Below are 13,159 nucleotides of genomic sequence, written 5' to 3' on the forward strand. Positions count from 1 at the left end.
CACCGGGGCGCTCGATGCGGCCGCCTTCCGCGCGCGTGCGGCGCAAGGCCTGCCGTTCCTGATGCGGGGCGCGGCGGCGCGCTGGCCGCTGGCGGCGCTGACGGTGCAAAGCCTGCGCGAGCACTACAGCGACCTGCCCGTGCGGGCGAGAGTGGGCGACTACGTTGGTACGGCCTTCGCGCCGGACCGCGCCATGCAGGACATGTCGCTGCTGGCCTACCTCGACCTTGTCGCCGCCGGCACGCAAGGCCTGCCGCCGTACCTGGGCAACCTGGAACTGCGCGCCTTGAACCGCCTGTGTCACTGGCCGAATTTCTTCGACAAGATGGGCCCGCCCCGTTTCTGGCTGGGCCCCGCAGGGACCGTCACGCCCCTGCACTGCGACTATGACGACAACATCTTCGCCCAGCTGTGGGGCAGCAAGCGCATCTGCCTGGCCCCGCCCCACCACGACGAGTTCCTGTACCCCAGCGAAGCGAACGCCATCCTGTTCGGCTCGCCGTTCGATCCCGAAGCGCCGGACTACGAACGCTTCCCGCTGGCGCGGCAGGCCGCCGTCATCGACTGCACCGTCGGGCCGGGCGACATGCTGTACGTGCCGGCCGGCTGGTACCACCAGGTGCGCTCGCTGACGTTCTCGCTGTCCTCGAACCGGTGGGCGCGCGCCGTGCCACTGGCACTGGGGAATCGCTGATTTATTGCTGGTGGATGAGATTCGTCTTGAAAAACGTGTCCAGCAAGACGTAAATGCCCTGTCATACCGGGGTATGGCGGGGCATTTGTGGCGCAGCTGGGCGCGTTTTCTCATGGCGCAGATCGCCGCCATGAATAAATCAGCGGTTCCCTAGGGACCTGATCACAGCACGGCAGCGACGATGGCGTCGGCCACGGCGCGCGCTCGCGCGCCGTGCGCCAGGTCGCCGTGCATGACGAGGAACATCTCGCAGTAGTGCTCGCGCTCGGGCAGGACGCGCACCAGGCATGGATCGCCCGCCACCATGTGCACCGGGCAGCTCGGCGATGCCCGGGCCGCTGGCGTGGCTGCTGGTGTTCTTCAACGTGGGCCGCGCGGCGACCCGCCCGGCCGCGCGCCCCGTGGCCGACTAGGCCGGGCCTGCGGTATCGATCAGGCTTGCAATGTGCAAGCCGGTCGTCGACGCGATCCTTCGCATTCCGGGGCCGGCGGGAAGGTAGCAGAGGTGACAATTTCTGGTGTATCGTCATGGCTTGTCCTTCAACCTGGCGCATTACGTCCCCATTTCATGAAATTCGCATCCCTGCGCCTGCCGGCGCTCGTCACCCTGTTCAGCTGCACCTTGCTGGCGCGTGGCGCGGAACTGCCGGCGCTCGAGCAACCGTTGCCGCTGTCGCCGCTGGTCAAGGTGGGCAAGCTGCCGAACGGGTTGACCTACTATATCCAGAAGAACGGCCGGCCCGCCAAGAAGCTGGAATTGCGCCTCGTCGTCAAGGCCGGCTCGATCCTGGAAGACGAAGACCAGCTCGGACTGGCGCACTTCACCGAGCACATGGCCTTCAACGGTTCCACCCATTTCAAGCGCCATGAACTGATCGACTACCTGCAGTCGGCCGGCGTCAAGTTCGGGCGCGACCTGAATGCCTATACCAGCTTCGATGAAACCGTGTACGTGCTGCCCATCCCGACGGACAAGAAGGAAGTCGTGGAAAAAGGCTTCCTGGTGCTGGAAGACTGGGCCCATGGCCTGAAGTTCAATGACGCCGACATCGACAGCGAGCGTGGCATCGTGCTGGAGGAACTGCGCCTGGGCAAGGGCGCCAGCGACCGCATGAACAAGATACTGTATCCGAAACTGTTCAACGGCTCGCGCTACGCCGAGCGCCTGCCGATCGGCAAGGCTGACGTGCTGCGCACCTTCCATCCCGATGCGATCCGCCGCTTCTACCGCGACTGGTACCGGCCCGACCTGATGGCCGTCATCGTGGTGGGCGACATCGACCCGAACGAGGCGGAAAAACTGGTCAAGTCCCATTTCGGCAAGCTGGCCAATCCGCAGTACGCGCGCCCGCGCACCTACGCCACCATCCCCGAGCGCAAGCAGAACGAAAGCCTGGTGGTGCGCGACGCCGAGGCGCCGGCCGACGTGCTGTATATCCGCTATCCGATCCAGCCCTACGTGGAAGCGACCACCTTGGGCGGCTACCGCGCCGAACTGGTCGAGAAGCTGTATGGCGGCATGCTGAGCCAGCGCATGATGGAGCTGACGCAGCAGGCCGACCCGCCGTTCATCCAGGGCGGCAGCGGCATGGGCAAGGTGGTGCGGGGCTACCGGTCGTTTGCCGTGTCGGCCCTGTTGGGCAAGGGCGGTGCCATGCCGGCCATCGATGCGCTGGTGCAGGAAGGCGAGCGGGCGCGCCAGTTCGGCTTCACGGCGCCGGAACTGGAACGGGCCAAGAAGACCATGCTGCGCAACTACGAGCGCATGTACAACGAACGGGACAAGTCCGATTCGGCCGGCTTCGTCGCCGAGTACCTGCGCAACTTCCTGCAGGGCGAGGCCATGCCCGGCATCGAGAACGAATACCATTACGCCAACGCCATGGTGCCCGGCATCACGCTGGAAGAAGTCAACGCGGCCGTGCGCGCGGCCCTGCCGGCCGACGAAAAGAAGCTGGTAATCCTGATGGGTGCCCTGAAGGAGCCGCCGGCGCCGGAACCGGCCCAGCTGCTGGCCGCCGTCGACAAGGCCCGCACCACGGCCGTCACGGCGCGCGAAGGGAAAACCTATGCTGCCACGCTGCTGCCGCAGGTGCCGGTGGCCGGCAGCATCGTCGCCGAAGTGCAGCACAAGGCGCTGGGCGTGACGGAGCTGACCTTGTCGAATGGCGTGAAGGTGATGTTGAAACCCACCGACTTCCGTAACGACCAGATCCTGATGAGCGCCGCGCGCTTCGGCGGCCAGTCCCTGTTCGGCGACGACGATATCTTCAATGCGCGCTATGCCAGCGCGCTGACGGCGCAGATGGGCATACTGGACTACGCGCCGGCGGATCTGCAGAAGGTGCTGGCCGGACGCAGCGCCGTCATCTCGGCGACGATGGGCGAACTGACGGAAAACGTGTCGGGCAACGCCGGCAGCAACGACCTGGAAACGCTGCTGCAGCTGACCTACGCGAAGCTGACCAGCCCGCGCCGGGACGAGGTGCTGTTCCGCTCTTTCGTGGGCCGCCAGCGCGACATGGCGCGCAACAACCAGGCCCGCCCCGAAGCGGAGTATGCCAACGCGATCCGGCTGGCGCTGTACGGCAACCACCCCCGCGTGGCAGGCCTGCCGCGTCCGGAGGACTTCGACCAGGTCAGCCTGGACCGGGTCCAGCAGCTCTACCGCGAGCGTTTCGGCAGCGCCAAGGGCTGGACCTTCTTCTTCGTCGGCAGCTTCGACGTGGAGAAGATCAAGCCGCTGCTGGCGACCTACGTGGCCAGCCTGCCGGCGCCGGACATCGCCGTGAGCTACCGCGACCTGGGCATCCGGCCCGTACGCGGCGTCGTACGCAAGGAGGTCAGGCGCGGCAAGGAGGCCAAGAGCGCCGTCGCCATCACGTTCACGGGCGAGGCAGCGTACTCGCAGATGGAACAGATGCGCCTTGCCGCCGCCATCGAGGTGCTCAATATCAAGCTGACCGAAGTGCTGCGCGAGAAGATGGGCCTGATCTATGGCGGTGGCGCCAGCGGCAACCTGGGCAAGATCCCCTACGGGAACTACAACATCACCTTGAACATGCCGTGCGGGCCGGAGAACGTGCAGAAGGTGATCGACGCAACGTTCGCGGAAATGCGCAAGCTGCAGCAGAACGGACCCGAACCGGGCGACCTGGCCAAGGTCAGGCAGAACTGGGACAACAACCACCGCCGCGCGCTGGGCGAGAACGGCTACTGGCTGACGCAATTGCAGGGCGCCGTCCTGTATGGCCACGAGCTGTCGAATATCCTCGACTACGAGAAGCGCCTGGCCACCCTGAGCGCGGCCGACGTCAAGGCGGCGGCGCAGCGTTACTTCGATTTCAATAATTATGTCCAGGTCGTGATGAATCCGGAGGCGAAATAATGGACCGCGCAAATCTTCCCGTCGCCGCCGTGCGCCTGGCCACCCTGGACGGCCCGCCCACGCGCAGCATGCACGAACTGCCGATGCCGAAGGGGGCACCTATTATCGGCAATATGCGCCAGCTCGACGGCGACCACTTCCACCGCACGCTGGAGAACTGGGCGCGCGAACTGGGCCCCCTGTTCCGTTTCACGGTCCTGGGCCGCTCCCTGGTGGTGTCCTCGGAGCGGGCCGCCGTGACGGCGCTGATGCGCGAGCGGCCCGACCTGGTGCGGCGCGGCGCGCGCGCATCGGCCATCCTGGAAGAAACCATCACGCCGGGCATCTTCAGTGCCGAGGGCGACGACTGGCGCCAGCAGCGCAAGCTGGTGATGCGGGCGCTGACGCCCGAAGTGGTGCACAACTTCTTCCCACGCCTGGTCGAACTGACGGAGCGGCTGCGCCAGCGCTGGGCCAAGGCCGCGGCGCGGGGGCAGAAGATCGACGTGGCGCGCGACCTGAAGGCCTGGACCCTGGATGTGACGATCGGCCTGGCGATGGGCTACGATATCGACACCCTGCAGAACGAGCATAATCCCCTGCAGCGCGATATCGAAACGGTGTTCCTGCGTATCTCGCAACGGGTCACGTCGGCGTTGCCATACTGGCGCCTGTTCCGGCTGGCGGTGGACCGCGAGGCCGATGCTGCCGCCCAGCGCATCAGCGATGCGATCGCAGGCTTCATTGCCGGCGCGCGCGAACGCATGGCGGCCAATCCGGAGCTGCGCCGCAAGCCGACGAACATGCTCGAAGCCCTGGTGGCGGCGCGCGACGAACCCGATTCCGGCCTGTCCGACGAAGCCGTGATCGGCAACGCCATCACGACGGTCTTTGCCGGCGAGGACACGACGTCGAACACCATTGCCTGGCTGCTGGACTTCCTCGTGCGCCACCCGGAGCAGGCGCAAGCCGTGGCGCGCGAGGCCGATACGGTGCTGGGACAGGACGCCGTGCTGCGCGACTACCGCCAGCTCGACAGCATGCCCTACCTGGACGCGGCGCTGCGCGAAGCCATGCGCCTGAAACCCGTGGCGCCGTTCATGATCCTGGAGCCCACCGCCGATATCGTCATCGACGACGTGCTGATTCCGGCCGGCACGGCCATCTTCACCCTGCTGCGCCACAGTTTCGAACGCGACAATACCTTGACGGAGCCGGGCCTGTTCCAGCCCGAACGGTGGCTGGCCCCGGACACGGCCGGCGCCGACGACCCGGCCCGCAAGCTGTTCCCTTTCGGCGGCGGTCCCCGGTTCTGCCCGGGGCGCTACCTGGCCATGGCGGAGATGAAGATGGTGTTGTCGATGCTGGCAAAGGGCTTCCGGCTCGAGCTCGACACGGCCGCCCCGCCGGTGGAAGAACGCTTCACGTTCACGATGACGCCCAGCGTGCTGCCCGTTCTGCTGCGGCCGCGGTGAAAGGGGAGGGAATGCGTTCATTGCTCATGACTTTGTTGCTCGCCTGTGCCTGGCCCGCCCTGGCGGCCGAGGCGCAGCACTTTCAATACCAGCTGCCGGTACAGGCCGAGGCACCGTGCATCGCCGTCACCGACAGCCACCTGCGGGCCACGCTCTTGATACCGCGCGCGGCGCTGGAATCCCTGGCCGGCGCCGGCGGCGAAGTGGCCGACCAGGCGCAGGCCGTCCTGGCGCAGCATGCCGCCGATGCATCCGTGGGTGCGCAAGGGTGCGTGGCCGTGCCAGCCGGCTTTCCCGGCGGGCTCGCGTTCAATGCCCTGCTAGAGGAGGGCGGCACTGCGCTCCACTACCAGGGCCGGCCACTGAAGAGGGTCGCCCTGCACCAGCGCGGCACCGACTGGTCGAATTACGACGTGCTCCACCCCGTCGCGGGTGGCGAAGACCTGCTGTGGCAGCATGTGTCGATCCGCAGCCATGACGGGCCGGCCAGGTAAGTCACCGTGGCGCGCCGGCCGGGAAAACGAATGAGGAAACCACCATGCTGAAAAAAGTCCTGTTGGGTTTTGTCGTGATTGCCGCCGTCATCGTCGCGCTCGCGCTGATGCAGCCGAATGCCTTCGAAGTACGGCGCAGCGTCGTCATCGACGCGCCCCCCGAGAAGATTTCCAGCTACCTCAACGACTTCCACCAGTGGTCCGCCTGGTCGCCATGGGAGCGGCTCGATCCGGCCATGCGCCGCACCTACTCCGGCGCGCCGCGCGGCAAGGGCGCCGTCTACGCGTGGGCCGGCAACGACGAGGTGGGCGAAGGGCGCATGGAGATCGTGGAAGACCGCGCACCGGGCCGGATCGAGATCGAACTGGATTTCATCAAGCCCTTCGCCTCGCGCAGCCGCACCGTGTTCGAGCTGGAGCCGGGGCCGAACGGCACAACGGTGACTTGGACCATGTCCGGGCCGTCGCCCTTCATCACGAAGCTGCTGGGCGTATTCGTCAGCATGGACCGGATGGTGGGCAAGGACTTCGACACAGGCCTGCGCCAGTTGAAGGCGGCGGCCGAGGGCAAGCCGGCGCCGGTGGGAGCGCCGGCATGACGCCGCGCCGCCTGGCCGGCATGCTCGCCGTCGCGGCAATGGTGCCGGCGCTTGCGCTGGCCGCGCCGCTGCGGGCCGACCACCCCATCGTCGGCGTGTGGCGCCTGGAACTGCCGGAGCAGGCCTGCGCCGAAACCTACCGTATCCGCGCCGACGGCACGGCATTGATCACCAGCGCCGAGGAAGTGGCCGAGACCCGCTTCGAGATCGCCGACCAGCCCGACGCAGCAGGCTTTTATCGCACCGTCAACCGCATCGTCAAGGACAACGGCAAGCGCGATTGCTCGGGCCAGGTCACGGCGCCGGGCCACGCCATCGCCACCTTCATCCTGTTCCACCCGTCTGGCGACCAGTTCCTCATGTGCCAGCGGGCCGACACGCGCGCCTGCATCGGCCCGCTCGTGCGGGTCAAGGGCGACTGGATCTGACGCCTACAGCCCGCGCGTGCCGGGCGCCGACCGTTCGCGCCACGCGCCGGGATTGATGCCGGCCCAGTCGCGGAAAGCGTGGTTGAAGGCGCTCTGTTCCTGGTAGCCCAAAAGCGAGGTGATTTCCAGCAGCGACAGGCCGCGCGCCAGGTAGTCGCGCGCCAGCGCGAAGCGGGCCTGGTCCAGGATCTGCTGGAAGCTGGCGCCGGCACCGGCCAGCTTGCGCTGCAAGGTGCGCGGCGTCATGCGCAACTGCCGCGCCACCGCTGCCAGCCGCGCTTCGCCATGGGGCAGGCCGGCAACGATGGCCGCATGCACCTGCGCGGCCAGGTCCGGCTCGGGCGTGTGCTGGCGCAGCAGCCGCTCGGCATGCGTCTGCAATACGGGATACAGGCTGACGTCGGCATTCGGCACCGGGCAGGCCAGCAGGGCAGCGTCGAAGCAGGCCGTGTTGGTGGCCGCGCCGAAGGCCGGCACACTGCCGAACACGCGGCGGTATTCCTCGTGGCCGGCCGGGTCGCCGCCGTCGTGCATCAGCGCCAGGCTGGGCGCCGGCAGGCTGGTGCCGGCCAGCCAGTTGCCGAACACGCGGATGCCGGCGAACACGCTGTCGGCCAGGTGCCGGTGGCGCGGCGGATAGTGGCTGTGCCAGCTGTACGCGGCCACGTCGCCCTGCACCGTCAGGGTCGAACGGCCCAGGTCGTGCGCCAGCGCTTCGTAGCGCAGGGTCTGGGCGAAGGCCTGGCCGAAATCCCGGCAACTGAGCAGGATCAGCCCATAGGCGCTGAAGGTGCCCAGCTTGACCCGCTCGCCCACGTGCAGGCCGAAGTGGGGATCGTTCCCCAGCTCGGCGCCCGCATCGAGCAGGCGAACGTAGTCGGCGGCGGGCAGGCGCGCCGGCAGCGGGTCGAGGGCATCGGCGGCCAGCCCTGCACCACGGGCCAGGGCGGCGGCGCCGACGCCGCGCGCGGCGGCCGCTTCCAGCAAGGGCTGCAGGTAGGAACCGGCGACCCGGCCCGGATGATTCGGGCGGGCGGGAATGCAGATGGCATGATCGAGCAAGGCAGTTGTCATGAAAGCGCAAGACCGGGCGAGGGCGTCAACGTAATCTGCCGACATCGGCGATGAACGCCAGTATAGCGCCGGGTCACGGTGGGGAGCGTAGCAATGCGAAGGTGGAATGGCTGGGGCGACGAAAGCGTCGCATATGCGCTGCACGACGACGCGCTGGGCTTCCTGGCGGGGCGCATCGGCAGCGGGGCGCCGTTCGCCGATGCCCCGTTTGACGCCGCCTGCGCCAGCCTGGCCCCTTCGCGCCTGCAAGCGACCGGCCTGCCGGCGCATATCGCGCTTGCCACGGACGCGCCGACGCGGCTGCGCCACGCGCTGGGCCAGAGCCTGCCGGACTGGCTGCGGCTGCGTTACGGGCGCATCGGCACGGCGCCGGACGGCGTGGCCTTTCCGGAAAGCGGCGAGGACGTGCGCATCCTGCTGGACTGGGCCGCAGCGCGGGGCGTGAGCCTGATCGCCCACGGCGGCGGCACCAGCGTGGCCGGCCACGTGACGGCGCAGGCCTCGCCCCGGCCCGTGCTGACGGTATCGCTGGCGCGGCTGGCCGGCATGCTGCACCTGGACCGCGAGGCCCAGCTGGCCACCTTCGGCGCCGGCGTGTTCGGGCCGGACCTGGAAGCGCAGCTGCGCGCCCACGGCTATGTGCTGGGCCACTATCCCCAGTCCTTCGAGTACTCGACCCTGGGTGGCTGGATCGCCACCCGGTCCTCCGGCCAGCAGTCGTTGCGCTACGGCCGCATCGAGCAGCTGTTCGCCGGCGGCAGGGTGGAAACGCCGCGCGGCACCCTGGAGATCCCGCCGTTCCCCGCCTCGGCGGCCGGTACCGACCTGCGCGAGATCGTGCTGGGCTCGGAGGGGCGGGTCGGCATCATCACGCAAGCCACCGTGCGCGTGACGATGGCGCCCGAGTATGAAGCCTTCCACGCCGTGTTCTTCGCCAGTTGGGCGGACGGCGCCCGCGCCGCCCGCGCGCTGGCGCAGTCGCGTCCCGGGCTGTCGCTGCTGCGCCTGTCCAACCCGGTCGAGACGGTGACGATGCTGGCCCTGGCCGGCCACCGCAGGCTGGTGGCACTGCTGGAACGGTGGCTGCGCCTGCGCGGCTGCGGCGACGGCAAGTGCATGCTGCTGCTGGGCGCCAGCGGCACGCGCGACGGGGCCCGGGCCGCCATGCGCACGGCGCTGGGCACGTGCCGGCAGTATCGCGGCGTGCACGTGGGGCGCAAGCTGGGCGAGAAGTGGCGTCAGGGACGCTTTCGCAATGTCTACCTGCGCAACGCCGCATGGCAGCACGGCTATGCCATCGATACGGTGGAGACGGCGGTGGACTGGCCCCGGGTCGGCGCCACCATGGATGCCGTCGAGGCGGCGGCGGCCGACGCACTGGCGCAATACGGCGAGAGGGTGCACGCCTACACCCACCTGTCGCACCTGTATCCGCAGGGGGCCAGCGTGTACAGCACCTTCGTCTACCGGCTGGCGGGCGATTACGAGGAAGACCTGGCGCGCTGGCGCACCTTGAAAAACGCCGTCAGCCAGGCCATCGTCGCCAGTGGCGGCACCATCAGCCACCAGCATGGCGTCGGGCTCGATCACGCGCCCTGGCTGGAAGCGGAAAAGGGCGCCGGAGGCATGGCCGCCATTCGCGCCGTGCTGCGCCATTTCGATCCGGACGGCCTGCTCAATCCCGGCAAGCTGGTGGCCGACGGCGAGGCGGTCCGATGACGACACACTGGCAGCCGGACGGGCGCGCCGGCATGGCGGCGCTGTTGGCGCGTCCGTGGGACGTGCTGGTCGTGGGCGGCGGCATCACCGGGGCCGGTATCCTGCTGGAGGCGGCGCGGCGGGGCCTGTCGGCGCTGCTGGTGGAGCAGCGCGACTTCGCCTGGGGCACGTCGAGCCGCTCGTCGAAGCTGGTGCACGGCGGCCTGCGCTACCTGAAGGAAGGCCACTTCGCGCTGACGCGCGAATCCGTGCGCGAACGGGAAAGCCTGCTGCGCGACGCACCCGGGCTGGTCGAGCCGCAAAGCTTTGCCTTCGGCGACTATGCCGGCAGGAAGCCAAGCCGGCGCTCCTTCCTGCTGGGTCTTGCCATCTACGACCGCATGGCGGGGCAGCGAAAGCCGCCACGGCATTATTTCGAGCGCGACGCCTTCCTCGCGCTGGCGCCCCATATCGATGACACCCGCCTGCGCGGCGGCATCTGCTACACGGATGCCCAGACGGACGACGCCCGGCTGGTGCTGCGCGTGCTGGCCGAAGCCCAGGCCCACGGTGGCGTGGCAGTCAACTACCTGCGCGTGCAGGCCTTGCGGCATGCCGACGGGCGGGTCAGCGGGGCGCTGCTGCGCGATGCACTGACTGGCAGCGAGCACGCGGTGACGGCGCGCGTGACCATCAACGCCACGGGCGCCTGGGCCGACGGCTTGCGCGCCGGTGCGCCGGCGGCACCCGGGCGCCGGCTGCGGCCCCTGCGCGGCAGCCACCTGGTGCTGCCGGCCTGGCGCCTGCCGCTGGCGCAGGCCGTGAGCCTGATGCACCCGCACGACGGCCGGCCCGTGTTCGCCTTCCCGTGGGAGGGCGCCACCCTTGTTGGCACCACCGACCTGGATCACGCCGGCGACATGGCGGCCGAGGCGTCCATCACGCAAGCCGAGGTGGACTACCTGCTGGCGGCCCTGCATTGCCAGTTCCCGGCACTGGCGCTGGGCCAGGACGATATCGTCGCCACCTTTGCCGGCGTGCGGCCCGTGCTCGATTCCGGCCAGGCCGACCCGTCGAAGGAGGCGCGCGATCATGCGCTGTGGCTGGAGGACGGCCTGCTGACCGTCACGGGCGGCAAGCTGACGACGTTTCGCGTCATCGCGCTGGACGCCCTGAAGGCGGCGCGCCCGCTGCTGCCGAAATGGCAGGACACGCTGGCGCCGCTCCCCGTGTTCGCGCCGCCGCCGCCCCTGCCGTTCGACCGGCGGCTGGCGCCGGGCCAGGCGCGCCGGCTGCAAGGCCGCCATGGCGCGCGGGCGAAGGCACTGGTCGACGCGGCGCTGCCGGGCGAACTGGCCCTTGTTCCCGGCACCCTGACCTGCTGGGCCGAACTGCGCTGGGCCGCCCGGCACGAAGCCGTGCAGCGCCTGGACGACCTGCTGCTGCGCCGAACCCGCATCGGCATCCTGGTGGCCGATGGCGGCGCCCACCTGCTGCCCAAGGTGCGCGCCGTGTGCCAGCACGAACTGGGGTGGGACGACACGCGCTGGCGCGCCGAAGCGGCCGCCTACCTGGCCCTGGTCGCCCGCCATTACAGCCTGCCGGGTCGGGACGGCGGGGAGCGTGCCAGTGCCTGAAGCGCTGATCCTGTCCATCGACAACGGCACCCAGAGCGTGCGCGCGCTGCTGTTCGACCTGCGCGGCGAACTGGTGGCGAAAGCGCAGGTGCACCTGCAGGCCTATTATTCCGACCATCCCGGCTGGGCCGAGCACAGCGCCGAAGGCTACTGGCAGGCCGTCGGCATCGCGTGCCAAAGGCTGTGGTCCGGCGAGCCCGCGCTGCGCCAACGCGTGGCCGCCGTGGCCGTGACGACGCAGCGGGGCACCGTCGTCAATGTCGACGACAACGGCAAGCCGCTGCGCCCGGCCATCACGTGGCTGGACCAGCGCAGAACGGACCAGGTGCCGCCGCTGACGCCATGGTGGCGCGCCGCGTTCCGGCTGGCGCGGGTGGCCGGCACCATCGCCTACTTCCAGCGCGAGGCCGAGATCAACTGGATCGCCGCGCGCCAGCCCGACGTCTGGCGGCGCACGCACAAGTTCCTGCTGCTGTCGGGCTACCTGAACTTCTGCCTGACGGGACGCTACGCCGACTCGACCGGTTCGCAGGTGGCCTATGTGCCGTTCGACTACCGGCGCCACCGGTGGGCCGGCGCGCGCGACTGGAAATGGCAGGCGCTGGCGATCCGGCCGGACATGCTGCCCGAGCTGGTGGCGCCGGGCACGCCGATCGGCACCGTGACGGCGGCGGCGGCCGGGGCCACCGGCATTCCCGCCGGGCTGCCCGTCATCGCGGCGGCGGCGGACAAGGCCTGCGAGGCGCTGGGGGCCGGCTGCCTGGCGCCGCACGTGGCATGCCTCAGCTACGGCACCACGGCCACCATCAGCACGACGGGGAGCAAGTACGTTGAGGTGACGCCGTTCATCCCGCCGTATCCCGCCGCCGTACCGGATGCCTACAGCACCGAGGTGCAGATCTTCCGGGGCTACTGGATGGTGAACTGGTTCAAGGAGCAGTTCGGCGACCGCGAACAGGCGCTGGCGGGCGAGCAGGGGCTGGCGCCGGAAGCACTGTTCGACGCGCTGGTCGACGCGGTACCGCCCGGTTCGATGGGCCTCATGCTGCAGCCCTACTGGAGCCCCGGCGTACGCGTGCCGGGCCCGGAAGCGAAAGGCGCCGTGATCGGCTTCGGCGACGTGCACACGCGCGCGCACATCTACCGCGCCATCCTCGAAGGCCTGGCCTACGCGCTGCGCGAGGGCAGGGAACGCATCGAGCGGCGCGGCGGCACGCCCATCACGCAACTGCGCGTGGCCGGCGGCGGCTCGCAAAGCGACGCGGCCATGCAGCTGACGGCCGATATCTTCGGCCTGCCCGCGGTGCGCGCCCACGTCTACGAAACCTCTGGATTGGGCGCGGCCATCGCCGGCGCCGTCGGCGCCAGGCTGCATCCGGACTTCGCCACGGCGCTGGCCGCGATGACGCGCCCGGGCCGCCAGTTCCACCCCATCGACGCCAACCGCCGCGTCTACGACCAGCTGTACCGGCGCGTCTACCTGAAGATGTACCGCCAGCTGCAGCCGCTGTATGGCGAGATCGCCGACATCACGGGCTACCCCAGGCGCGACGGCAGCTAGCAGTCCTCGAGGCGGGTGTCCTGCGAGTTCAGGCTCCGGCGCCCAATTCGATGTCAGGCACCTGTTCAAAGGCCTCCGTTCCCCGGCGCTCGGGGACACTTGCTCGAAACCTGCCGGTTCGCCGCACCGGTT

At 69.3% G+C, this 13,159-nt stretch carries 11 protein-coding genes; 10 read left to right on the forward strand and 1 reads right to left on the reverse strand.

Going from position 1 to position 13,159, the window contains the following annotated elements; translation table 11 throughout:
* From GM672_RS11170 to GM672_RS11195, 7 genes are all read left to right on the forward strand, one after another.
* The coding region (locus GM672_RS11170; protein WP_155470613.1) for a cupin-like domain-containing protein at positions 1-694 on the forward strand (694 nt) is incomplete at its 5' end.
* 287 nt (positions 695-981) lie between these two features.
* Positions 982-1,107: a hypothetical protein gene (locus GM672_RS29550; protein WP_260098569.1), complete on the forward strand. Its 126-nt coding sequence runs from the start codon at positions 982-984 to the stop codon at positions 1,105-1,107.
* A 155-nt stretch (positions 1,108-1,262) separates the two neighbouring features.
* Positions 1,263-4,082, forward strand: a complete 2,820-nt coding sequence (locus GM672_RS11175; protein ID WP_155470614.1) for a M16 family metallopeptidase — start codon at positions 1,263-1,265, stop codon at positions 4,080-4,082.
* On the forward strand, positions 4,082-5,536 hold the full coding sequence (locus GM672_RS11180) for a cytochrome P450 (RefSeq protein WP_155470615.1): 1,455 nt from the start codon (positions 4,082-4,084) through the stop codon (positions 5,534-5,536). The genes GM672_RS11175 and GM672_RS11180 overlap by 1 nt, the downstream gene beginning before the upstream one ends.
* A gap of 26 nt (positions 5,537-5,562) precedes the next feature.
* On the forward strand, positions 5,563-6,030 hold the full coding sequence (locus GM672_RS11185; protein ID WP_155470616.1) for a hypothetical protein: 468 nt from the start codon (positions 5,563-5,565) through the stop codon (positions 6,028-6,030).
* A 44-nt stretch (positions 6,031-6,074) separates the two neighbouring features.
* Positions 6,075-6,629 (forward strand): SRPBCC family protein, encoded by a 555-nt coding sequence (locus GM672_RS11190; protein WP_155470617.1) that lies wholly within the window; start codon positions 6,075-6,077, stop codon positions 6,627-6,629.
* Positions 6,626-7,057 (forward strand): hypothetical protein, encoded by a 432-nt coding sequence (locus GM672_RS11195; RefSeq protein ID WP_155470618.1) that lies wholly within the window; start codon positions 6,626-6,628, stop codon positions 7,055-7,057. The genes GM672_RS11190 and GM672_RS11195 overlap by 4 nt, the downstream gene beginning before the upstream one ends.
* Before the next feature lie 3 nt (positions 7,058-7,060).
* On the opposite strand, the gene GM672_RS11200 is transcribed toward GM672_RS11195, so the two are convergent.
* Positions 7,061-8,131: an AraC family transcriptional regulator gene (locus GM672_RS11200; RefSeq protein ID WP_155470619.1), complete on the reverse strand. Its 1,071-nt coding sequence runs from the start codon at positions 8,129-8,131 to the stop codon at positions 7,061-7,063.
* A gap of 93 nt (positions 8,132-8,224) precedes the next feature.
* Here GM672_RS11200 and GM672_RS11205 point away from each other — a divergent pair, with 93 nt between their 5' ends.
* From GM672_RS11205 to GM672_RS11215, 3 genes are read left to right on the forward strand one after another with little or no spacing between them, the layout of a single operon-like run.
* Complete coding sequence (locus GM672_RS11205; RefSeq protein ID WP_155470620.1) at positions 8,225-9,850, forward strand: FAD-binding oxidoreductase; 1,626 nt, start codon at positions 8,225-8,227, stop codon at positions 9,848-9,850.
* The gene (locus tag GM672_RS11210) at positions 9,847-11,466 is read left to right on the forward strand and encodes a glycerol-3-phosphate dehydrogenase/oxidase (RefSeq protein ID WP_155470621.1); all 1,620 of its coding nucleotides are present in this window, start codon (positions 9,847-9,849) and stop codon (positions 11,464-11,466) included. The genes GM672_RS11205 and GM672_RS11210 overlap by 4 nt, the downstream gene beginning before the upstream one ends.
* Positions 11,459-13,027, forward strand: a complete 1,569-nt coding sequence (locus GM672_RS11215; RefSeq protein WP_170300021.1) for an FGGY-family carbohydrate kinase — start codon at positions 11,459-11,461, stop codon at positions 13,025-13,027. The genes GM672_RS11210 and GM672_RS11215 overlap by 8 nt, the downstream gene beginning before the upstream one ends.
* Positions 13,028-13,159 lie beyond the last annotated feature (132 nt).

The sequence above is a fragment of the Pseudoduganella buxea genome (assembly GCF_009720835.1).
GTDB lineage: Bacteria > Pseudomonadota > Gammaproteobacteria > Burkholderiales > Burkholderiaceae_D > Rugamonas > Rugamonas buxea.